At 67.1% G+C, this 22,972-nt stretch carries 19 protein-coding genes and 1 riboswitch; of the genes, 17 read left to right on the top strand and 2 right to left on the bottom strand.

The genetic code is table 11. The features are described from left to right. Positions 1-403 precede the first annotated feature (403 nt). From modB to AC07R7_RS24695, 5 genes are all read left to right on the top strand, one after another. On the top strand, positions 404-1,069 hold the full coding sequence (modB, locus tag AC07R7_RS24715; protein WP_494636951.1) for a molybdate ABC transporter permease subunit: 666 nt from the start codon (positions 404-406) through the stop codon (positions 1,067-1,069). Further along, positions 1,066-1,848, top strand: coding sequence for a molybdenum ABC transporter ATP-binding protein (gene modC / locus AC07R7_RS24710; RefSeq protein ID WP_494636950.1), 783 nt, complete (start codon positions 1,066-1,068; stop codon positions 1,846-1,848). The genes modB and modC overlap by 4 nt, the downstream gene beginning before the upstream one ends. A gap of 164 nt (positions 1,849-2,012) precedes the next feature. Next, entirely contained in the window at positions 2,013-2,267 is a 255-nt protein-coding gene (locus AC07R7_RS24705; protein ID WP_494636949.1) for a MoaD/ThiS family protein, read from the top strand. Between the two features lie 2 nt (positions 2,268-2,269). After that, entirely contained in the window at positions 2,270-2,839 is a 570-nt protein-coding gene (gene moaB / locus AC07R7_RS24700) for a molybdenum cofactor biosynthesis protein B (protein WP_494636948.1), read from the top strand. Further along, complete coding sequence (locus AC07R7_RS24695) at positions 2,836-4,023, top strand: molybdopterin molybdotransferase MoeA (protein WP_494636947.1); 1,188 nt, start codon at positions 2,836-2,838, stop codon at positions 4,021-4,023. Before moaB ends, AC07R7_RS24695 begins: the two co-directional genes overlap by 4 nt. Positions 4,024-4,039: 16 nt before the next feature. Here AC07R7_RS24695 and AC07R7_RS24690 read toward each other — a convergent pair whose 3' ends face one another. Beyond that, positions 4,040-4,639, bottom strand: a complete 600-nt coding sequence (locus AC07R7_RS24690) for a hemerythrin domain-containing protein (RefSeq protein WP_494636946.1) — start codon at positions 4,637-4,639, stop codon at positions 4,040-4,042. A 185-nt stretch (positions 4,640-4,824) separates the two neighbouring features. Here AC07R7_RS24690 and AC07R7_RS24685 point away from each other — a divergent pair, with 185 nt between their 5' ends. The 3 genes from AC07R7_RS24685 to moaA all read left to right on the top strand — a co-directional run bounded on the left by AC07R7_RS24685 (position 4,825) and on the right by moaA (position 9,480). Beyond that, on the top strand, positions 4,825-7,068 hold the full coding sequence (locus tag AC07R7_RS24685; protein WP_494636945.1) for an adenosylcobalamin-dependent ribonucleoside-diphosphate reductase: 2,244 nt from the start codon (positions 4,825-4,827) through the stop codon (positions 7,066-7,068). Positions 7,069-7,141: 73 nt separating this feature from the next. Beyond that, on the top strand, positions 7,142-8,317 hold the full coding sequence (locus tag AC07R7_RS24680) for an NnrS family protein (RefSeq protein WP_494636944.1): 1,176 nt from the start codon (positions 7,142-7,144) through the stop codon (positions 8,315-8,317). A gap of 57 nt (positions 8,318-8,374) precedes the next feature. Further along, positions 8,375-8,513: riboswitch (molybdenum cofactor riboswitch) on the top strand. Continuing rightward, positions 8,503-9,480, top strand: a complete 978-nt coding sequence (gene moaA, locus AC07R7_RS24675; RefSeq protein ID WP_494636943.1) for a GTP 3',8-cyclase MoaA — start codon at positions 8,503-8,505, stop codon at positions 9,478-9,480. (Overlaps the previous riboswitch by 11 nt.) Positions 9,481-9,487: 7 nt before the next feature. Here the strand turns inward: moaA and ftrB are convergent, their stop codons facing one another. Then, positions 9,488-10,258: a transcriptional activator FtrB gene (gene ftrB / locus AC07R7_RS24670; protein WP_492841565.1), complete on the bottom strand. Its 771-nt coding sequence runs from the start codon at positions 10,256-10,258 to the stop codon at positions 9,488-9,490. A gap of 321 nt (positions 10,259-10,579) precedes the next feature. Here ftrB and AC07R7_RS24665 point away from each other — a divergent pair, with 321 nt between their 5' ends. Genes AC07R7_RS24665 through AC07R7_RS24625 form a run of 9 tightly spaced genes read left to right on the top strand, consistent with a single transcriptional unit; the run spans position 10,580 to position 22,965 of the window. Next, a complete protein-coding gene (locus AC07R7_RS24665) occupies positions 10,580-11,890 on the top strand; it encodes an MFS transporter (RefSeq protein ID WP_494636942.1) in 1,311 nt (436 codons plus the stop codon). Between the two features lie 14 nt (positions 11,891-11,904). Further along, the gene (locus AC07R7_RS24660) at positions 11,905-13,326 is read left to right on the top strand and encodes a NarK family nitrate/nitrite MFS transporter (protein ID WP_494636941.1); all 1,422 of its coding nucleotides are present in this window, start codon (positions 11,905-11,907) and stop codon (positions 13,324-13,326) included. Further along, on the top strand, positions 13,323-17,054 hold the full coding sequence (locus AC07R7_RS24655) for a nitrate reductase subunit alpha (protein WP_494636940.1): 3,732 nt from the start codon (positions 13,323-13,325) through the stop codon (positions 17,052-17,054). The genes AC07R7_RS24660 and AC07R7_RS24655 overlap by 4 nt, the downstream gene beginning before the upstream one ends. Continuing rightward, the gene (gene narH, locus AC07R7_RS24650; RefSeq protein WP_494636939.1) at positions 17,051-18,574 is read left to right on the top strand and encodes a nitrate reductase subunit beta; all 1,524 of its coding nucleotides are present in this window, start codon (positions 17,051-17,053) and stop codon (positions 18,572-18,574) included. Before AC07R7_RS24655 ends, narH begins: the two co-directional genes overlap by 4 nt. Positions 18,575-18,578: 4 nt before the next feature. Then, complete coding sequence (gene narJ, locus AC07R7_RS24645; RefSeq protein ID WP_494636938.1) at positions 18,579-19,298, top strand: nitrate reductase molybdenum cofactor assembly chaperone; 720 nt, start codon at positions 18,579-18,581, stop codon at positions 19,296-19,298. Positions 19,299-19,300: 2 nt separating this feature from the next. Beyond that, complete coding sequence (narI, locus tag AC07R7_RS24640) at positions 19,301-20,074, top strand: respiratory nitrate reductase subunit gamma (RefSeq protein ID WP_494636937.1); 774 nt, start codon at positions 19,301-19,303, stop codon at positions 20,072-20,074. Positions 20,075-20,078: 4 nt separating this feature from the next. Further along, the gene (locus AC07R7_RS24635) at positions 20,079-21,185 is read left to right on the top strand and encodes a peptidylprolyl isomerase (protein WP_494636936.1); all 1,107 of its coding nucleotides are present in this window, start codon (positions 20,079-20,081) and stop codon (positions 21,183-21,185) included. Positions 21,186-21,191: 6 nt separating this feature from the next. Next, entirely contained in the window at positions 21,192-22,391 is a 1,200-nt protein-coding gene (locus AC07R7_RS24630) for an alginate export family protein (RefSeq protein ID WP_494636935.1), read from the top strand. A 28-nt stretch (positions 22,392-22,419) separates the two neighbouring features. Next, positions 22,420-22,965, top strand: coding sequence for a hemerythrin domain-containing protein (locus AC07R7_RS24625; RefSeq protein ID WP_494636934.1), 546 nt, complete (start codon positions 22,420-22,422; stop codon positions 22,963-22,965). The last annotated feature ends 7 nt before the right edge of the window (positions 22,966-22,972 follow it).

Below are 22,972 nucleotides of genomic sequence, written 5' to 3'. Positions count from 1 at the left end.
TGAACCACGGCGACCTCGGCCGGCCCTCCGCCATCGGCCTGCTCCGAGACCTGGCTGAGCGACCGCAAGCGCGCCGCCGACGCTCCGGCCCAACCCGCGGCGCGACCGGCTGTTCGCGTCCGGCGCTCACGGCCGGTGCGCGGGCCAGGATCACGACCTTTGATCCTTGGCGTGACCCTGCCGCGCCCCTGCCGCGACCCACGCGGCGGCGCCTATCGTCGCCGGGCCAGCGCTTTTGTCGCGGCTTGACGACCATCAATCGGATCGGCTGGGTTTCGCGCTCTAACACCGCATGACATCCGCCCGCATACGCTGCGGCGATTGAAGTCCGCCTCGACGCCACGCTCTTGCGAGCCGAGCCTGTCCACGGCGCCCGCTATCACAGCCCCGAGGCGCGAACAGTATGCTTGAAGTGATCTGGACGACGGTGAGGCTGGCGGTGGTGACCACGGTCTTGCTGCTCCTGGTGGCGACACCGCTGGCTTGGTGGCTGGCGCGCCAGCGCGCCTGGTGGAAGGAGATCATCGCCGCCATCGCCGCCCTTCCCATTGTCTTGCCGCCCACGGTGCTGGGCTTCTACCTGCTGATCCTGTTGGCCCCGGCCAGTCCCCTGATGGCCCTGCTCCATCCCCTGGGCGTTCGCAGCCTGGCCTTCACCTTCACCGGTCTGGTGATCGGCTCGATGGTCTATTCCCTGCCCTTCGCCGTACAGCCGATCCGCAACGCCTTCGAGGCCATGGGCGATCGTCCGATGGAGGCGGCCGCCACCCTGCGCGCGGCGCCACTGGACGCCTTCTTGACCGTCGCCTTGCCCCAGGCGCGCCGCGGCTTGCTGACCGCCGCGGTCTTGGTCTTCGCCCACACGGTCGGCGAGTTTGGCGTCGTGCTGATGATTGGCGGTTCTGTGCCCGGAGAAACCGAGGTGATTTCGACGCGCATCTATCAGCAAGTGGAGTCGCTGCAGTTTGACGAGGCCCACAGACTATCGGCCGGCCTGCTGGTGTTCGCCTTCGCCGTGCTGCTGGCGATGCTGTTGATCGAGCGGCGCACGTCGCGGCCTGCCCGATGATCCCGTTCTCTGCCGAACCCGGCCTGGAAGCGCGGCTGCGCGGACGCCTGGGGGCCTTCACCCTCGATGTCGCCCTGACCCTGCCGCCCAGGGGGATCACCGCCCTGGTGGGCCCATCTGGGGCGGGCAAGACCAGCCTGCTGCGCTGCCTGGCCGGGCTTTCAAGACTTCCGGGCGCTTTGGTGGTCGATGGCGAGGTCTGGCAGGATGAGCGCCGTTTTCTGCCGCCGCACCGTCGACCGATCGGCATGGTGTTCCAAGACGCCAGTCTGCTGAGCCACCTGTCGGTGACAGACAATCTTCGCTACGGCCAGCGACGCACGCGAGCACCATTGGCCACGGGCTTTGACGAGGTCGTCGCGTTGCTGGGGCTGGAGGTTCTGTTGGGGCGGTCGACGACACACCTTTCCGGCGGCGAGCGACAGCGGGTGGCGCTGGGTCGCGCTCTGCTGTCCCAGCCGCGCCTGCTGATGATGGACGAGCCGCTGTCCAGCCTGGACGCCGACAGCAAGGCCGAAATCCTGCCCCATCTGGAGCGCCTGCATCGAGCCCTGGCCATCCCGGTGCTCTATGTCAGCCATGACGCCGAAGAGGTGCGCAGGCTGGCCGATCACCGTCTGGAGATGCGCGCCGGTCGCATCGTGACGAGGGCGACGGACATTCGGACCACGGCCGATGTCGAGCGCGCGGCCGCTGCTCGACGTCTGGCCGGCATGGACCCGGCGAGCCTTAGCCGCCTGGCCCTGGCGGCGCTGTTGGCCGGCCTGGATCCGGCCTAGACTTGGAGCCTCGACGCCTCGCTTCGCACACGGCAGACGTCGGCGCGTCGCTTGACTTCCGACAATCGCATCGTCTCGCCGCGGGTGTAGGTCGGTTTGGCCGGTAACGGTTGGCGAAGATGGGTTTTGTGATGACTCAAGGTTTGGCTCGGACGTTCCCCCCAATGGGAACGATCCAGGTTTGTTTTTTCGGCAAGGTCGCCGACCGTTTCGGGCGCGGCCTCAGTGTGGATATCCCCGCTGAGGGTTGTTCGTTGCCCTGGCTGAGAGCGCAGCTCGCCGATCAGACTGACGGCGGCGCCGAGGCTCTGGCCGAACGCGGTCTGCGCGTGGCCATCGATCACCTGATCGTCGGCGATCAGGCCTGGGTGAGCCCCGGACAGGACGTGGCCTTCCTGTCGATGTTTTCTGGAGGTTGACGATGGATGACGCGCCCTTGGCCGCCAAGGCCCGCAAGGCCGGCATAGACGAGCAGCTGCCCTTCTATCCGCTCAACATCGCCGTGCTGACCATTTCCGACACCCGCGACCTGAACACCGACACCTCGGGCGCCCTGCTGGCCGACCGCCTGACCGTCGCTGGCCATGGTCTGGTCGGCCGCGTGATCGTGCCCGACGAGGTCGACGCCATCCGCCGTCAGGTTCAGGCCTGGGCCGACGACGCGGCCGTCGACGTCATCCTCACCACCGGCGGCACGGGCTTCGCGCCGCGCGACGTCACACCCGAGGCGGTGACGCCGCTGTTTCGCCGGACCATGGACGGGTTCTCGGTGGTCTTCCATCAGGCCAGCCAAGCTACGGTGGGGGTGGCGACCCTGCAGTCGCGGGCCCTGGCCGGCCAGATCGGCGACACCTTCGTGTTCTGCGTGCCTGGCTCGACCGGAGCCTGCCGCGACGCCTGGGATCTGGTGCTGGGCCAGGAGCTGGACAGCCGCTTTCGCCCCTGCTCGCTGGTAGGCCAGATCCCCCGCTATCGGGGCGTCTGTAATTGATCAGCTACGATCAGGCGTCGGCCCTGGTGATGGGGTTCGCCCAGCCCTTGGGCCGCGAAACCGTGCGCCTAGACAAGGCCGACGGCCGCGTCCTGGCCGCGGCCATCGTCGCGCGCCGCGCCACGCCTTGCGCCGACGTCTCGGCCATGGACGGCTATGCGGTGCGTGATGACGATCTGACCGACACGCCGGTGCGCCTGGCGGTCATCGGCGAGGCCTATGCCGGCCAGGCCTTCGACGGGGTTCTGGCCCCAGGGTCTTGCGTGCGAATCTTCACCGGCGCCGTCGCCCCGGTTGGAACCGATCGGGTCATCATCCAGGAAGAGGTCGAACGCGCCGGACCGCTGGCCCTGTTCGCGCGGCCGCCCAGCGGCGTGCGCAACCTGCGGCTGGCCGGTTCGGACTTTCAGCCTGGCGACGTGCTGGTCGAGGCCGGCGCACGCCTAAACCCCCAGCGGCTGGTGGCGGCCGCCGCCGCCGACCGGGCCAAGCTGTCGGTGATCGTTCGGCCTCGGGTGCTGGTCATCGGCACCGGCGACGAACTGGACGAACCGGGCCGCCCCTCCAGCCTGCGCCCCGGCATTCCCGAAAGCGTGAGCTTCGGCGTCGCCGCCCTAGCGCGCGCCTGGGGCGGGAGCGTGGTGGATCGCTGGCGGGTCGGCGATGAGCTGTCGGCGCTGGAAAAGGCGGCGCGATCGGCGGTCGAACTGGCCGATATCGTCGTCGTCACCGGCGGCGCCTCTGTGGGCGACCGTGATTTCGCCAAGACCATGTTCGCGCCCCTCGACCTGGACCTCGCCTTTTCCAAGGTGGCCATCAAGCCGGGCAAGCCGGTGTGGTTGGGCCGGGCGCGCGGCGCGCTGATCGTCGGCCTGCCGGGCAATCCGACCTCGGCCATGGTCACCGCCCGTCTGTTCCTCGCGCCGCTGATCGCCGGCCTAGCTGGCCTCGAGCCGGGCAAGGCGCTCGGTTGGCGCCATGAGCCCCTGGCCTCTCCGCTTGGTCCTTGCGGCGATCGCGAGACCTTCGTGCGGGCCAGACGCTTGCCTGGCGGCGTCGAGCCGATCGGCGACCAGGACGCCTCGGCCCAGAAGGCCCTGGCGATGAGCGATGTCCTGATCCGCCGCCGCCCAGGCGCGCCGCCGGCCAAGGCCGGGACGCTAGTCGAGACGCTCGACTTCTGACGAGGCCGCGCCGTCCCTAGACGGCGTCAGCGAAGTGCGGAAACAGGATCGCGTCCTCCAGACGCATGTGCTCGCGCAGCTCGCGGTCGATCTTGTGGCAAAGCTGATTGAGGGCCCGCCAGGTGCGGCAGGCTTCCTGGGGCGGCGTGAAATCCTTGGTGATCACCGCCAGGCGGGTCAGTTGTTCGACCACGTCGCGATGTTCGGCCTGCATCCGGGCGATGGCGATGCGGACCATCGCCCCCCCGCCGTGGCGCATCATCGGAAACAGCGCCGTCTCCTCCTTGCGCTGGTGACCGGCCAACTCGTCGGCCATCAGCGCCAGGTGATCGGCCAGGCCGTCGGGGCATTCGGCGTCGGCCACGTGCACCGCCTCGACCTTGCGCGCCAGCGCGATGGCCTGAGGAAAGTCCTCCATATGGACCTGATGGTAGCGGGTCAGGATGTGATCGATCAGCGCTCCGGCCTGCTGCGCGGCCTCAGGATCGCCTGGGGCATGGAGCACCAGATAGGCCTCGACCGCGCGCGTGTCGGCGGGGTCGAGAACAAATTGCTCGGCGGTGTCAGGTGCGGCGAGCGCGCGGCTTAGCACCGCGATTTGGGCGTTTTCGGTCATGGAAGATCCTCCCATCGCCACACTAGGAGCTTCGCCGCGGCGGCGCATTGAGCGGCGCCGACCCGCGCCTTGATGTTGCGCAAGGCCCCGCCTGGCCAATGTCGCAGACTGGGCGGGCAACGACGCCTTTCATGCGCCGCAGGGAATCACCCAGCCTTTCCTCCCCAAAATCAGAAAGAGCGACCATGGCGTTCGACAATCCCTTCGCCGGCGAGATCTGGTCCAGCAAGTACCGCTTCGCGCCGCCGGACGGCGGCGGGGACGCCAGCGTCGCCGAAACCTGGTCGCGCGTCGCCAGAGCGGTCGCCCAGGCCGAGACGCCCAAGCTGCGCAAGGGCTTTGAAGCCGAGGTCCTGGACGCCCTCACCGATTTCAAGGTCCTGCCAGCCGGCCGCATCCTGGCCGGCGCCGGCACCGCCCGGGCGGTGACCCTGTTCAACTGTTTCGTCATGGGCGTGACGCCCGATGACCTGGGCGGCATCTTCGAGCACGTCCGCGAAGCAGCCGTCACCCTGCAGCAGGGCGGCGGGGTGGGCATGGACTTCTCGTCCATCCGTCCAAACGGGGCGCGGGTCGAGGGCGTCGGCGCCGACGCTTCGGGTCCGCTCAGCTTCATGGATGTTTGGGACGCGATGTGCCGCACCATCCTGTCGGCCGGACAGAGGCGCGGGGCGATGATGGGCTGCCTGCGCATCGACCATCCCGACATTGAGGCCTTCATCGACGCCAAGCGCACCGCCAATCGCTTCCGCAACTTCAACCTCTCGGTCCTGGTCACCGATCCGTTCATGGCCGCGCTAGAGGCCGATGGCGACTGGCCGCTGACCTTTGGCGGCCAGGTCCACCGCACCGTTCGCGCCGCCGATCTGTGGGCGCAGCTGATGAGGGCCACCTATGACGCCGCCGAGCCGGGAGTGATCTTCATCGACCGTGTCAACGCCGCCAACAACCTGGCCTATTGCGAGCAGATCCTGGCCAGCAATCCTTGCGGCGAGCAGATGCTGCCGCCCTATGGCGCCTGCCTGCTGGGATCGCTCAACCTGGCCCGCCTGGTCGACAACCCGTTCGAACCGGGCGCCGCCCTCGACGAGGACAGGCTGGGCGCCCTCACCCGCACAACCGTGCGCATGCTCGATAATGTCATCGACATCTCCCGCTTTCCCCTGGAGGCCCAGGCCCTCGAAGCCCGGGCCAAGCGGCGGCTGGGGATCGGCGTGACCGGCTTGGCCGACGCCCTGGTGTTCTGCGGCGCGCGCTATGGCGATGACCGGGCCGTTGCGCTGACCCAGCGCTGGCTGGGGGTCATCAAGCGCGAGGCCTATCGGGCCTCCGCGCGCCTGGCAGCCGAAAAGGGCTCCTTCCCGCTCTATGATCCGCAGATCCTTGAGCGGCCCAACCTCATCAGCCTGGACGAAGAGACCCGCGCCCTGATCGCCGCCCACGGGCTGCGCAACGGCTGCCTGACCTCCATCGCCCCGACCGGCACCACCTCGCTGCTGGCCGGTAATGTCTCCTCGGGCATCGAGCCGGTGTTCGCCTACGCCTATACGCGCAAGGTGCGCCAGCCGGACGGGAGCAGCCGCGAGGAACAGGTCGAGGACTACGCCCTGGCGGTGTGGAAGCGGCTGCACGGCGACGCCCCGCCCCCCGAGGCGGCGTTCGTCAGCGCCCAGGACCTAACCCCGGCCGATCACCTGCGCATGCAGGCCGCCGCCCAGGCCCTGGTCGACAGTTCGATCTCCAAGACCGTCAACTGCCCCGAGACCATCGCCTTCGACGACTTCGCCGACATCTATCGCCAGGGTTACCGACTGGGCTGCAAGGGCCTGACCACCTATCGCCCCAACGCCATCACCGGCTCGGTGCTGTCGGTGGCGCCGACGCCCCAGCCGCCGCCGACCGCTGCGCCTGACCTTCCCCTGCCCTCGCGTCCCGACGCCCTGGGCGGCGCGACCTACAAGATCAAATGGCCCGACAGCGCTCACGCCGTCTATGTGACGATCAATGACGTGGAAGCTCAGGACGGGCGCCACCCGTTCGAGATCTTCGTCAACTCCAAGAACATGGAGCACTATGCCTGGACGCTGGGCCTGACGCGGATGATCTCGGCGGTGTTCCGCCGCGGCGGTGACGTGTCGTTCGTGGCCGAGGAGCTCAAGGCGGTGTTCGATCCGCGCGGCGGCGGGTGGATCGACGGCCGTTACACCCCCTCCCTGCTGGCCGCGATCGGCGGGATCATCGAGCGGCATCTTGGAGGCCAGCCCTCGCGCGAGCCCGCCGTCGAAGAGCCCCCGCGGACGTCAAGCGCGCCCTCGGCCAATCCCTTCGCCGCCAACAGGGTCAGCTGTCCGCGCTGCGGCGGCTTTGAGATGGTGCGTAAGGAGGGCTGCGACACCTGTTTCGACTGCGGCTATTCCAAGTGCGGCTGAGCGGTTGACGATCATCAAGGCCAACAGGACCCCTATCAAGGCGCCGGCGTCGGTTCGGGTGCAGGGTGACCGGATGTCAACTGCCGCAATGCGCCGCGCCTATCGCGGCCCCGCCCTGTTCAGCTTCGGCTTTCGCCCCTTCTATCTCCTGGGCGCCCTTTGGTCGGCCCTGGTCGTTCCGCTCTGGCTTTGGAGCTATCTGGCCGGCGGCCCGGGCATGCTGACCCGCGATTGGCATGTTCATGAGATGCTGTTTGGCTTTCTGGCCGCCATCGTCGCCGGCTTCCTGACCACGGCGGTGCCCAATTGGACCGGGCGCATGCCGATCATCGGCACGCCCCTGGCCCAGTTGGTGGGGCTGTGGCTGGCGGGACGGGTGGCCATGCTGTTTCAGGCCAGCATCGGCCCTGTCGCCGCGGGCGTCATTGACAGCCTATTCCTGCTGGTCTTCGCCGCCGTCATCTGGCGCGAGGTTTTGGCCGGCCGCAATTGGCGCAACCTGCCGGTTTGCGGCCTGGTGACCGCTCTGGCCCTGGGCAACATCGCCTTCCACCTTCACGGCGTCAGCTGGGCTTCGGCCGTGGGCGAGCGCCTGGCCCTGGGCGTGGCGACTTTGCTGCTCGCCCTGATCGGCGGGCGCATCACGCCCAGCTTCACCCGCAACTGGCTGAAGGCGCGCGGCGCCGCCGCCCAGCCCGCCCTGTTCGGTCCGATCGACCAAGCCGCCCTGGCGCTGACCGGCCTGGCCGCGGCGGCCTGGGTCGCTCTGCCCGACGCCCGGTTCAGCGGCGCCCTGCTGGCCCTGGCCGGCCTGACCAACCTAGTCCGCCTGGCGCGTTGGAGCGGCTGGGCCACGCGAGCCGAGCCCCTAGTCTGGATCCTGCACCTTGGCTATGGCTGGCTGGGCGTGAGTCTGCTGCTGCTGGGCGCCTCGGTGCTGGATCCGGCCATTGCCCGCACCGCTGGCATCCATGCCCTGACCGCCGGCGCCGTCGGCGTCATGACCCTGGCGGTGATGACCCGCTCGAGCCGAGGCCACAGCGGGCGCGACCTGCGCGCCGACGCCGCGACCACCGTCATCTATGCGGGGATCAACGCCGCGGCCTTGGCTCGCGTCGCCGCCCCGTTCACCGGCGTTTGGCAGCAGAACCTGCTGATGCTTTCCGCCGGCCTTTGGATTTTGGCCTTCGCCGGGTTCGCGGCGAGCTATGGACCCATGCTGGTCCTTCCGCGCCCGGCCAAGGCTTGACCGATATCAAGCCCTGCGACGCATGGCGTCATGGCCGCCCTCGCCGGCAAGGCTTACCCATGAGGCTCGCTCCGAGCGTTCCGGCCTAAAGCGCATCCGCGCCAGGGTCGGGCCGCCGCGCCGGCTCAGCCGGCAAGGGTGACGGGGGAAACACCGTCGCCTCCCTTGCTTGGAAAGGAGCCCGCATGGGACGTCTGGTTGACGGCTTTGGCCGCCGCTTTCGCTATCTGCGCCTCTCGGTCACCGAGGTGTGCAACTACCGCTGCACCTATTGCCTGCCCGACGGCTTCAAGAAGTCCGGGTCAATGGCTTTTCTCACCCCCGACGAGATCGACTGCGTGGTGCGCGCCTTCGCCGCCTTCGGCGTCGCCAAGCTGCGCCTGACCGGCGGCGAACCGAGCGTGCGCCGCGACCTGGTGGAAATCATCGGCCGCGCCGCGGCCACGCCCGGAATCGAGAAGGTGGCGATCACCACCAACGGCTGGAGCCTCAAGCGCAATATCCAGGCCTGGCGCGAGGCGGGCCTGACCAATCTCAATGTCAGCATCGACGCGCTCGATCCGGCCGCCTTCCATCGCATCACCGGCCACGACCAGTTGAATGAGGTTGTCGCTGGCCTCGACCTGGCCCTGGCCTTGGGCGTGCCGACGGTCAAGGTCAACGCCGTCCTGCTGCGCGACACGGTGGAAACCGGCTTTGACGCCTTCGCCGCCTTCGTCCGCGATCGGCCGATCTCGTTTCGCTTCATCGAGTTGATGCGCACCGGTGACAACGCCGCCTATTTCGACGACCAGCATGTCTCGGGTGTCGACCTGCAGGGCTGGCTGGCCGTGCGCGGCTGGACGCCGGTGGCCAAGGCCTTCGACGATGGGCCGGCGACCGACTACGCCCATCCCGACTATCGCGGCCGTATTGGCTTGATCGCCCCTTATGCGCCGGGCTTTTGCGACAGCTGCAACCGCCTGCGCATCACCGCCAAGGGCGCGCTGCGTCTGTGCCTGTTTGGCGAATTGGGGGTCAATCTTCGCGATCTGCTGGTTCCCGGCCAAGAAGAAGCCTTGCAAGCTCGCATCGAGGCCGCCCTGGTCGGCAAGCCGGTCGGCCACCGGCTGCATGAGAACAACAGCGGCGACACGCGGCAGTTGGCGCAGTTCGGCGGCTAGGCCGAGCTTAGGGGACCGAGCGAATATCCCGCGCCGTCGGCCAGCGCTCGCGCTGCGCCTTGCCGGTCGGCGCATCGGTGGGCAGGGTGTGGTTGTCGATCAGGGGATCGGGCTTGGCCAGGCGCTCCAGCACCACCGGCCGGGCGATCGTCACCCGCGGTCCGTTGACCACTACGCCATAGTCGGCGATCGCCGCGAAGGCCCGCGACAGGTTCTCCGGCGTCATGCCCAGCACCGAGGCGAGCAGGCGCTTTTCGTGCGGCAGGGTGAAGGTGTCTGCCCCGCCCTGGCGCACCTTCTGGGTGATCAGATAGTTGGCCAGCCGCTCGAGCCCGCCGCGCAGCTTCTGGTTTTTGATGGCCCGCACCAGGCCGCGATAGCAACCCGACAATTCCTGGGCCACGGCGAAGCCGAAGGCGGCGTCCTCCTTCATCGCCCGACGCAGAGCCTCGCCCGACAACATCAGGATGTCGGACCGCTCGATTGTCTGGGCGCTCATCAGGGCGTCGGCGTCGAGCACCACGGCGGCCAGGATGAAGGTGGAGACCGGCCGCAGCACCGCCAGGGTGGTGTCCTTGTCATTCCACGTCGCGCCCAGCTCGACGCTGCCGTCGAGCAGCACATAGAGGAAGTCGACCGCGTCGCCCTCGGTGAGCAGGGTCGTACCGGCCGGAAACTTCTGCAGGAAGGCCCCGCCGGTGACGTTCCTGAACGCCTCGTCCGACATCACGCCGAACAAGGGCAGACTCCTGACACGGTCGAGATCAGCGCTTCTCATCATGCCCCCCCTAATGGCGTCGTCGCGACCGGGCGGCCTTGACGCAGGTCAACCCGGCTAATGACGCGTCGCTTGATGAATATCAATCGCATACTTGACGCGTTAGTCAATTGCGGTTGATGAAATAGAACCGTGCCCTTTTGCCGCACCGAAGACTTGTAAGTGAACGTCGGTTATTTCGCTTTGCTTGATGCTTATCAAATGCGCTGAAGCCTCCTCCCCGCAATAGATTGTTCGCGGCAGATGTTGTCGTGCGCGATTTTGGGGGCAGACATGCAGACGGCGACGCCATCACAACAGGGAGCCGGATCGGCCCTGACGATGAGCACGATCGCCTTCACCGCCTGTTTCGCGGTATGGACGGTGTTCTCGATCATCGGCGTCAAGATCAAGCAGGACCTGGGGCTGAGCGAGGCGCAGTTTGGCCTGCTGGTCGGCACCCCGATCCTGACCGGTTCGCTCGTCCGGGTGTTCCTGGGCGTCTGGACCGAGCAATATGGCGGCCGTCTGGTCAATCTGCTGGTCATGCTGTCGGCGGCGGCGGCGACCTTCCTGTTGTCCTACGCCCAGACCTATCCGCAGTTTCTGCTGGCGGCTCTGGGGGTCGGCCTGGCCGGCGGCTCGTTCGCGGTCGGCGTGGCCTATGTCTCCAAGTTCTTTCCCAAGGAGCGCCAGGGCGCGGCGCTGGGCATCTTCGGGGCGGGCAATGTCGGCGCCGCCGTCACCAAGTTCGCCGCCCCCTTTGTGATGCTGGCCCTCGGCTGGCAGAGCGTGGCGCAGATCTGGGCCGGAGCGCTGGCCCTGCTGGCGGTCGCCTTCTTCCTGACCACCAAGGACGAGCCCGACCTGCTGACGCGACGCCGCACAGGCGCCAAGCCGCAAGCCACCGGCGCCCAGCTGGCCCCGTTGCGCAAGCTGCAGGTCTGGCGGTTCGCGCTCTACTACTTCTTCGTGTTCGGGGGCTTCGTGGCCCTGGCGCTGTGGCTGCCGCACTATCTGGTCGCGGTCTATCACCTCGACATCGTCGCCGCCGGCATGCTGGCGGCCGCCTATTCCATCCCCGGCTCTTTGTTTCGCGTCTTCGGCGGCTGGCTGTCGGACAAGATCGGCGCGCGCAAGGTCATGTACCTGACCTTCGGCATCAGCGTGGTCTGCGCCTTCCTGCTGGCCTATCCGGCCACCAGCTACGTGGTCGACGGGGTGCGCGGGCCCATCGCCTTCCGCCTGGCCACCGGTCTCGTCCCGTTCGTGATCCTGCTGTTCGCCCTGGGTTTCGCCATGAGCCTGGGCAAGGCGGCCGTCTACAAACATATCCCGGTCTACTACCCCGATCACGTCGGCGCGGTCGGCGGCCTGGTCGGCATGGTCGGCGGCCTGGGCGGCTTCATCATGCCGATCGCTTTTGGGGCGCTCAACGACCTGACCGGCGTCTGGACCAGCTGCTTCATGCTCCTGTTCGTCCTGGTCGCCGGGGCCTTGACCTGGATGCACCTGGCCATCGGCCGGATGGAGCGCGCCAACGCGCCCCAATTGGCCAACCTGCCGGAGCTTCCGGAAATGGCCGGCCTGTCCAAAACCGCCTCCTTCGCCGCGTCCGCCGGGCGCGTCGCCCCCCCTCCCGCTCACTCGTGAGTAAGGCTCAATCGATGTCGACTTCCAAACCTGGCCCGGTGATCACCGACTGGCGTCCCGAGGACGCCGCGTTCTGGAGTGAAACCGGCAAGCGCGTCGCCACCCGCAATCTGTGGATCTCGGTGCCCAACCTCCTCCTGGCCTTCTCGGTCTGGATGGTCTGGTCGATGGTCATCGCCAAACTCAAGCTGGTCGGCTTCAAGTTCACCACCGAGCAGCTGTTCTGGCTGGCCGCGCTGCCGGCCCTGTCCGGCGCCACCCTGCGGATTTTCTACAGCTTCATGGTGCCGATCGTCGGAGGGCGGCGCTGGACGGCCCTGGCCACCCTGTCGCTGCTGATCCCGGCCATCGGCATCGGGGTGGTGGTGCAGCATCCGGAGACCCCTTACAGCGTCTTCGTCCTGCTGGCCCTGGCCTGCGGCCTGGGCGGTGGCAACTTCGCCTCCTCGATGGCCAATATCTCGTTCTTCTTCCCCAAGAGCGAAAAGGGCGCGGCGCTGGGCGTCAATGCCGGCTTTGGCAATCTTGGCGTCAGCGTCATGCAGTTCCTGGTGCCGGTGGTGATCGGCCTGGCGCTGTTTGGCCCGCTGGTGGGCGCGCCCCAGACCATCGTCGAACACGGCGTGGCCAAGTTGATCTGGCTGCAAAACGCCGCCTATGTCTGGGTTCCGTTCATCGTCGCCGCCGCCGCGGCGGCCTGGTTTGGCATGAACGACCTTGCGTCGGCCAAGGCCTCCTTCTCGGCCCAGGCCGTGATCTTCACCCGCAAGCACAACTGGATCATGTGCTGGCTCTATCTGGGCACCTTCGGCTCGTTCCTCGGCTTCTCGGCCGCCTTCCCGCTGCTGACCAAGACCCTGTTTCCCGACATCAACGTCCTGCAGCTGGCCTTCCTGGGCCCGCTGATCGGGGCGGCCTCGCGCGCCCTGACCGGCGGGATCTCCGATCGGTTCGGCGGCGAGCGCGTCACCCACTGGGCCTTCCTGGCCCTGGCCGTCGGCGTGCTGGGCGTGCTGGCCGGGGTTGGCGCCTATGGCGCGGCCCCGTCCTTCCCGATCTTCTTCGCCAGCTTCCTGTGGCTGTTCTTCTGGACCGGGGTCGGCAACGCCTCGACCTTCCAGATGATCCCGGCCATCGTCCGAGCCGACATGCCCCGCCTGATGGCGCAAGCGCCCATCGAGGCGCGCCAACGGGCCGCGGAAATGGAATCGGCCGCCATCGTCGGGTTCACCTCGGCCATCGGCGCCTTTGGCGGATTCTTCATTCCCAAGGCGTTCGGCGACTCGCTGAAGGCCACCGGTGATCCCCTGTTCGCCCTCTACCTGTTCCTGGGCTTCTACATCAGCTGCGTGGTCGTCAACTGGGCCTTCTACGGCCGCAAAGCCTCGCTGCTGCACGCCCCCGCGCCCGCCCTCATCAAGGTCCCCGCCCAATGAGCCATACCCTGGACCGTCTTGCCTTCTTCACCCGCAAGACCGAACTGTTCTCCGACGGCCACGGCGTCATGAACGATGACGACCGCACCTGGGAGCAGGCTTACCGAAACCGCTGGCAGCACGACAAGATCGTGCGCTCCACCCACGGGGTGAACTGCACCGGCTCGTGCTCGTGGAAGATCTATGTCAAGGGCGGCATCGTCACCTGGGAGACCCAGCAGACCGATTATCCGCGCACCCGGCCCGATCTTCCCAACCACGAGCCGCGCGGCTGCGCCCGCGGCGCCAGCTACAGCTGGTATCTCTATTCGGCCAACCGGGTGAAATACCCGCTGATCCGCTCGCGGCTGCTGAAGCTGTGGCGGGCGGCGCGGGTCACCCGCAGCCCGGTGGCCGCCTGGGCCTCGATCCAGAACGACCCGGCCCAGCGCGCCGACTATGTGACGCGGCGCGGCGGCGGCGGCTTCATCCGCGCCACCTGGGACGAGGTCACCGAGATCATCGCCGCGGCCAACGCCCACACCATCAAGGCCCATGGCCCCGACCGGGTGTTCGGCTTCTCGCCGATCCCGGCCATGTCCATGGTCTCCTACGCCGCCGGGGCTCGCTATCTGCAGCTGATCGGCGGGGTCTGCGGCTCGTTCTATGACTGGTACTGCGACCTGCCGCCGGCCTCGCCCCAGACCTGGGGCGAGCAGACCGACGTGGCCGAAAGCGCCGACTGGTTCAATTCCAGCTTCATGATCCTGTGGGGCTCCAACGTCCCGCAGACCCGCACCCCCGACGCCCATTTCTACACCGAGGCGCGCTATCGCGGCGCCAAGTCGGTGGTGATCTGCCCCGACTATTCGGAAGCCTCGAAGTTCTCCGACCTGTGGCTGGCGGTCAAGCAAGGCACCGACGCGGCCCTGGGAATGGCCTTTGGCCATGTGATCCTCAAGGAGTTCCACGTCGACCGCCAAGTCCCCTATTTCCGCGACTATCTGCGCAAATATTCCGACCTGCCGATGCTGGTCCGCCTGGTCCCGCAGGACGGCGCCTATGTGCCCGAGCGCCTGCTGCGCGCCGCCGAGTTCGACCAGGCCCTGGGCGAGACCAACAATCCCGACTGGAAGACCGTCGCGCTGGACGACGCCACCGGCCAGGTGGTGGTCCCCAACGGCTCGATCGGCTTCCGCTGGGGCGAGGACGGCAAGTGGAACCTGGAGGAAAAGGACGGGGCCGGTCGCGAGACCACTCTGCGTCTGGGCCTCAAAGGCGTCCATGACGAGATCGCCGGCGTGCGCTTCCCCTATTTCGGCGGGGCGGCCACCAACGGCTTCGCCATGACCGACCACCCCGATGTCCTGGTGCGCAACGTGCCGGTCAAGCGGATGATGCTGCCCGAGGGCGAGACCCTGGTGGCCTGCGTCTATGACCTGTTCCTGGCCAATTACGGCGTCGACCAGGGCTTTGGCGGCGACCACATGCCGGCCGACTATGACGACGTCCAGCCCTATTCGCCGGCCTGGGCCGAAGCCATCACCTCGGTGCCGCGCGACCAGATCCTGGCCGTGGCCCGCGGCTTCGCCGGCAACGCCGAGAAGACCGACGGCAAGTCGATGATCATCATCGGCGCGGCGATGAACCACTGGTACCACATGGACATGAACTACCGCGCCGCCATCAACATGCTGGTGATGTGCGGATGCGTTGGCCAGTCCGGCGGCGGCTGGTCGCACTATGTCGGCCAGGAAAAGCTGCGGCCGCAGACCGGCTGGGCGCCGCTGGCCTTCGCCACCGACTGGATCAAGCCGCCAAGGCAGCAGAACTCGACCTCGTTCTTCTACGCCCACAGCGACCAGTGGCGCTACGAGACCGTCGGCATGGACGAAATCCTCTCGCCGACCGCGCCCGAGGGCGTGTGGAACGGCTCGATGATCGACTTCAACGCCAAGGCCGAACGCATGGGCTGGCTGCCCTCGGCCCCGGCCCTGAAAACCAATCCGCTGGAGGTGGCCAAGGCCGCCGCCGCCAAGGGTCAGGACGCCAAGGCCTATACGCTCGACCAGCTCAAGAGCGGTGAGCTTGAGATGTCGTGCATGGATCCGGACGATCCGGCCAACTGGCCGCGCAACATGTTCGTCTGGCGCTCCAACCTGCTCGGCTCATCGGGCAAGGGCCACGAATACTTCCTCAAGCACCTACTGGGCGCCTCGCACGGGGTGCAGGGCAAGGACCTAGGCCAGACCGGCGGCGTCAAGCCCACCGAGGTCGCATGGCACGACGAAGCGCCGGAAGGAAAGCTCGACCTGCTGGTCACGCTGGACTTCCGGATGTCGACCACGGCGGTCTATTCCGACATCGTCCTGCCGACCGCCACCTGGTACGAAAAGAACGACCTCAACACCTCCGACATGCACCCCTTCATCCACCCGCTGAGCGCGGCCGTGGATCCAGGCTGGGAGTCGAAGTCGGACTGGGAAATCTTCAAGGCCATCGCCAAGACCTTCTCCAAGGTCGCGCCCGAGGTGCTTGGCGTCGAACAGGACGTCGTCCTAACCCCGATCCAGCATGACAGCGCCGCCGAACTCGCCCAACCCTTCGACGTCCGCGACTGGTCCAAGGGCGAATGCGAGGCGATCCCCGGCAAGACCATGCCGCAGATCACCATCGTCGAGCGCGACTACCCCAACACCTACAAGCGCTTCACCGCGCTTGGCCCGCTGCTGGCCAAAAGCGGCAATGGCGGCAAGGGAATCGGCTGGAAGACCGAGCACGAAGTCGATCTGCTCAAGGCGCTGAACGGCGAGGTGCTCGATGAGGGCCAGACCCAGGGCCTGGCGCGGATTGAGACCGATATCGACGCCTGCGAGACCATCCTGATGCTGGCCCCCGAAACCAATGGCGAGGTGGCGGTCAAGGCCTGGGAGGCGCTCGAAAAGCAGACCGGCCGCGAACACGTCCATCTGGCCATGCCCAAGGAAGACGAGAAGATCCGCTTCCGCGACCTCCTGGCCCAGCCGCGCAAGATCATCTCCTCGCCGACCTGGTCGGGCATCGAGAGCGAGAAGGTCTGCTACACGGCCGGCTACACCAACGTGCACGAGCTGATCCCGTGGCGAACCCTGACCGGCCGCCAGCAGCTCTATCAGGATCACCTGTGGATGCGGGCGTTCGGCGAGGCGCTGTGCGTCTATCGCCCGCCCATCGACCTGAAGACGACCCACGTCACGGGCGCCAAGCCCAATGGCGAAAAGGAAATCGTCCTCAACTTCATCACCCCGCACCAGAAGTGGGGCATCCACTCCACCTATAGCGACAACCTGATGATGCTGACCCTCAACCGCGGGGGTCCGGTGGTCTGGGTGTCGGAGGTCGACGCCAAGAAGGCGGGCCTGGTCGACAATGACTGGATCGAGGTCTTCAACGCCAACGGCGCCCTGACCGCCCGGGTCGTGGTTTCCCAGCGCATCCGTGAAGGCACGACCTTCATGTATCACGCCCAGGAAAAGATCGTGAACACCCCAGGATCGCAGATCACGGGCTTGCGCGGCGGCATCCACAACTCCTGCACCCGCACCGTGCTCAAGCCGACCCACATGATCGGCGGCTACGCCCAGCTGGCCTACGGCTTCAACTATTACGGCACCGTCGGCTCCAACCGCGACGAGTTCGTGGTCGTTCGCAAGATGACCAAGATCGACTGGCTCGAAGAAACGCTCGTTCAGAAGGACTTCGCTCAATGAAGGTGCGCGCGCAAATCGGCATGGTGCTGAACCTCGACAAGTGCATCGGGTGTCACACCTGCTCGGTCACCTGCAAGAACGTGTGGACCAACCGCGAGGGCGTCGAATACGCCTGGTTCAACAACGTCGAGACCAAGCCCGGCATCGGCTTCCCCAAGGATTGGGAGAACCAGAAGAAGTGGAACGGCGGCTGGGTCCGCAAGGCCAACGGCAAGATCGAACCGAAGATGGGCGCCAAATGGCGCATCCTGGCGAAGATCTTCGCCAATCCCGACCTGCCCGAGATCGACGACTATTATGAGCCGTTCGACTTCGACTACGCCCACCTGCAAAACGCCCCGGAGATGAAGAACTTCCCCACCGCGCGGCCGCGCTCGAAGATCACCGGCCAGCGGATGGAGAAAATCGAATGGGGGCCCAACTGGGAGGAGATCCTGGGCGGCGAGTTCTCCAAGCGTTCGGCCGACGCCAATTTCGAGGGCATCGAGAAGGAGATCTACGGCCAGTTCGAAAACACCTTCATGATGTATCTGCCGAGGCTTTGCGAACACTGCCTTAACCCCACCTGCGTGGCCGCCTGTCCGTCGGGCGCGATCTATAAACGCGAGGAGGACGGCATCGTCCTGATCGATCAGGACAAGTGCCGCGGCTGGCGGATGTGCGTTTCGGCCTGCCCCTACAAGAAGATCTACTACAACTGGGAATCGGGAAAATCGGAGAAGTGCACCTTCTGCTTCCCGCGCATCGAGGCGGGTCAGCCGACGGTGTGTTCGGAGACCTGCGTCGGCCGCATCCGCTATCTGGGCGTGCTGCTCTATGACGCCGACCGCATCCAGGCGGCCGCCTCCACGCCCGACGAAAAGGACCTCTATCAGGCTCAGATCGACATCTTCCTGGACCCCAACGACCCGGCGGTGATCGCCCAGGCGCGCGCTGACGGCATTCCCGAGGCCTGGCTGGACGCGGCCCGCAAGAGCCCGGTCTACAAGATGGCGATCGACTGGAAGGTCGCCTTTCCGCTGCACCCCGAATACCGCACCTTGCCGATGGTCTGGTACGTGCCGCCGCTGTCGCCGATCCAGTCGGCCGCCTCGGCCGGAGCGCTGGAGATGGACGGCGACATGCCCGACGTCGCTTCGCTGCGCATCCCGGTGCGCTACCTGGCCAACCTGCTCACCGCCGGCAACGAGCCGCCGGTCGTCCAGGCCCTGGAGCGGATGCTGGCCATGCGCGGCTTCATGCGCGCCAAGACCGTCGATGGCCGCATCGACCACGCCATCGCCGGCAAGGTGGGTCTGACCGCCGCCCAGGTGGAGGACATGTACCGCTACATGGCCATCGCCAACTATGAGGACCGGTTCGTCATCCCCTCGGCCCACCGCGAGGTGGCCGAGGACGCCTACGACCTGCGCGGCTCCTGCGGCTTCACCTTCGGCAATGGCTGCTCGGGCGGCCGCACCGAGTTGGGCCTGTTCGGCTCCAATCCGCGCTCGCGCGCCAAGACCCCTATGGAGGCCTAAAGTCATGGCCCGCACCTACAAGGCGCTTGCCCTGCTCCTGACCTATCCGAGCCCGCAAGTGCAGGACACCGCTCCCTACGCGTTGGGGGAGATCATCAAGGAAAACCTGCTGCCAGCGCCTCTGGTCAAGGCCTTGGGCGGTCTCGCCTCGATCCTGACCAACGACGATATCTACGGGCTGCAGGAGCGCTACACCGATCTGTTCGATCGCACGCGCTCGCTGTCGCTCAACCTCTATGAGCACGTCCATGGCGAGAGCCGCGATCGGGGCGAGGCCATGGTGGCGCTTCTGGAGCTCTATCGCACCAAAGGCCTTGAGCTGACGGCCAACGAATTGCCCGACTTTCTGCCGGTGTTCCTGGAGTTCCTGTCGATCCTGCCCGACGCCGAGGCCTCCTCGCTGCTCGGCGAGGCGACCCACGTCCTGGACGCCATGGGCGAGCGCCTCAAAAAGCGCGACAGCCCCTATCGCGCGATCTTCGGCGCCCTGGCCAGCCTGGCGTCCCAAAAGGCCGATCCGGGGGCTTTGGCGGCGCTGCTCAGCGAGCCCGAAGAGGATCCTGACGATCTCGAAGTCCTCGATAAGGCCTGGGCCGAGACCGCCGTCACCTTCGGTCCTTCGGATGTCGGCTGCCCCAAGGCCGGCGCTCTGGTCGAAGCCATGCAGGCCGAACCGGGCCGCGTTCCACGCCGGGCTCGCGCCGGCGCCCCCCAAGGAGCCTGATCATGGCCGTGCTCAACCAACTCTTGTTCGGGGTCTATCCCTATATCTGCCTGGCGGTGCTAGTGCTCGGCAGCATTCTGCGCTTCGATCGCGAGCAATATACTTGGCGGTCGGGCTCCTCGCAGCTGCTGCGCCGCCGTCAGCTGGTGGCCGGTTCGGTGATGTTCCACCTGGGCATCCTGGTCATCTTCGGCGGCCATTTCGTCGGCCTGCTGACGCCGATCTGGGTGTTCGACGCCCTGGGCGTGCCGCACGGCGCCAAGCAGATCCTGGCCATGGTGGCCGGCGGCCTAGCCGGGGCCCTGTGCCTGGCCGGCGGCCTGCTGCTGCTGCATCGCCGGCTGTTCGACGCGCGCATTCGCAAGACCTCCAGCTTCAGCGACATCGCCATCCTGGTGATCCTGATGGTGCAGTTGATCCTGGGTCTGTCGACCATCGCCATCTCGGCTCATCACCTGGACGGTCACGAGATGATCAAGTTCATGACCTGGGCCCAGGGGGTTTTCACCTTCCAGCCGGGCATCGCCAGCGCGGTCGCCGACGTGAACCCGATCTTCAAGCTGCACCTGGTGCTCGGGATGACCATCCTGCTGCTGTTCCCGTTCACGCGCCTGGTCCACATGCTGTCTGCGCCGGTCTGGTACCTCAATCGCCGCGGCTGGCAGCTGGTGCGCACCAAGCGCGGCATGCCGATCTCCCCCGAGCCGGCCGCGCCGGTCTATCGCGACAGGACCGAAGCGGTGTGGCCGCCCTCTTCCTTCAAGACCCGGGAGTAGCCGAATGACCGCCACCACCGTTGTCGACGGCGTCGAGATTCCCGAGTTCCTGATCGCCCAGGAAGCCCAGAACCATCCCAGCCTTTCAGCGATGGAGGCCCGTCGGGCCGCGGGCAAGGCCCTGGCCGTGCGGGCTCTACTCCTGCATCGCGCCGACGAGTTAGGCCTGCGCCCTGAGCCCGAGCGCGATGCGGCCGATCGCGAAGAAACCGACGAGGAAGCCTTGATCCGCGCCGTCCTCGACGAGGAGGTCGATATCGAGACCCCTACCACCGAGCTCTGCCGACGGATCTACGACACCCAGCGCGAACGCTTCACCAGCCCCGCCCTGGTCGAGGCGGCCCATATCCTCATCGCCCCGCAAGGCGCGGAGGACGCCCACTGGGAGGCCGCCCGTCTGACGGCGCTCGACGCGGTGGCGACCCTGGTCAACAGCCCCGGCCAGTTCGCCGCCCTCGCTAAGGCCCTGTCGAGCTGCCCGTCCAGCGAGGTCGGCGGCTCCTTGGGACAACTTGGTCCAGGGGATGTGGTCAGCGAGATCGAACAGGCCTTGATCGGCCTCAAGGCTGGCCAGGTTCTCAATCAGCCGGTGCGCTCGCGGTTCGGCTGGCATGTCCTCAAGCTGGATCGCCGCATCGAGGGGCGCGAGCTGCCCTTCGATTATGTCGAGGACAAGATCCGGCTACATCTGGAGAGCCGGGCCTGGACGGCGGCGGCCACGCGTTACGTGTCCGACCTGGCCGATCGCGCCAGGGGCCTGGGCGTGGCCTTCAGCCTGACCCGTGACGGTCGCTTCGACACCGGGGCGCTGTCCCTCGGCGAACGGCTGGCCGGCGCCTCGGCGGCCGGTCTCGAAGCCTGGCTCGACGCCTCCGATCCGGACCTTGCCGAACGGGTGCGCGCTGCGGCCACCGCCGCTGGGATCGACATCGACACCTTCGTCCAGCGGGCGGTGAAGGACTTCGTCAACACCGCCGGCGACGAGTCCTGGACCCACCTGATCTCCGCGGCCCAGGGCGCGGAAGATCCGGCCATCGCCGCCATCGCCTCCCTGCTGCGCACCCGGCTCACGCCCAAGGCTCGCACCTATACGATCTTCCGGAAAGTCTAGATCCTCATGCGTATCCTCTGGCTGCTGCCCCTGGCCGCGGCCCTTCCCACCCTGGCCCAGGCCGCCGAACCAGCCCGCGGCCAAATCCTGCTAGACGCCCGCCTGCGCTACGAGGCCGTCTCCCAGGACGGCCTGTCCAAGGACGCCCAGGCCCTGACCCTGCGCACGCGCCTCGGCTACGAGACCGCCGCCGTTCACGGCCTGAAGCTGCTGGTCGAGGGCGAAAACGTCAGCGCCCTGGACGGCCGCTACAACAGCCAGATCAACGGCAAGACGGCCTATCCGGTGGTCGCCGATCCTGAAACGACCCAGCTCAACCGTCTGCAGCTGTCCTGGACCGGTCCGCTCGGCGGCGGCGCGACGGGCGGCGCCACTGTGGGTCGCCAGCGCCTGATCCTCGACAACGCCCGCTTCATCGGCAATGTCGGCTTTCGCCAGACCGAACAGACCTTTGATGCGGTGACCCTGGCCTATCGCCCCTCGCCCAAGCTCAGCCTGACCTATGCCTATCTGGACAAGGTCCATCGTATCCTTGGCGACGGTCATGCCCAAGGAAGCTGGCGTAGCGACTCCCATGTCGCCCAGATCGCCGCCAAGACCCCGATCGGCCAGGTCTCGGCCAGCGCCTACCTGCTGGACTTCGCCAACGCTCCGACCCAGTCCAGCGCCACCTACGACATCCGGCTGAGCGGCGCGCGTCCCTTGCGCTCGGACCTGACGCTCACCTATGAGGCGCAGTACGCCCGGCAAGGCGACTACGCCAACAGCCCGGCCGCCTTCAGCCTCGACTATCTGAACCTGATGGCGGGCCTAAAGACCAAAACCAGCGCCGTGGCGCTGGGGATCGAGCGCCTGGACGGCGACGGGAGCCGCGGCTTCCAGACCCCGCTGGCCACCTTGCACGCCTTCCAGGGCTGGGCTGACGTCTTCCTGACCACCCCGGCCAGCGGCGTGCGCGATTTGCAGCTGGCCGCCTCCACCAACCTGACCGCCTCCAAGGCTCACCCCATCAAGCTGCAGGCGGCCGCGCATCGCTTCGACGCCGCGCGCGGCGACGCCCGACTGGGCGATGAGCTGGACCTGGCCATCTCGGCGCCGCTGACGTCGAGGTTGTCGGCGGAGCTGGCGGCGGCGGCGTTCGACGGCGACCAACCAGCCTATCGCGACCGCACCAAGGTATGGCTGACGCTCGCCTACAAGCTCTGATCCACGGGCCCGGCCCGATGAGGACGCTATGACGACGACCCAGATCGAGGCGATTCCCCTGCATCTGCTGGCCGAGCCGATTGAGTGGTTCTTCGCCGAGCACTATCGTCATCGGCAGGCCTGCAAAATGATCGAGACGGCCGCCGCGGCCATGGTGTTCGACGGCCCGATGCTCTTCCAGCTGATCGGCTTCCTCGATCACGACCTGCCGTTGCATGTGATCGACGAGGAGGAGGACTTCTTCCCGCTTTTGCGGCGGCGCTGCGAAGCGGGAGACGATGTCGAGCGGGTGCTGGGCATGCTGTCGGCCGAGCATCGGGCCGACGTGGTCCAGGCCGGCGCGGTGCGCGCGCATCTGCAAGCCTGCCTGGAGCGCCGCTGCGCTCCAGGCCTAGATCCCGCGCAGCGCAAGGCGATGATCGCTTTCGCCGCCCAGGAACGCCGTCACCTGGGCCTGGAGAACGCCATCGTCTTGCCGATCGCGCGCCTGCGCCTGACACCTGACGACCTGACGACTCTGGGCCGCCGGCTCGCGGCTCGTCGCGGTCACCTGCTCAGCGCTGTTGTTGACTAAAGGAACA

The sequence above is a fragment of the Caulobacter sp. GW821-FHT05F04 genome, assembly GCF_059419665.1.
This window is presented reverse-complemented; position numbering and strand designations above follow the sequence as displayed.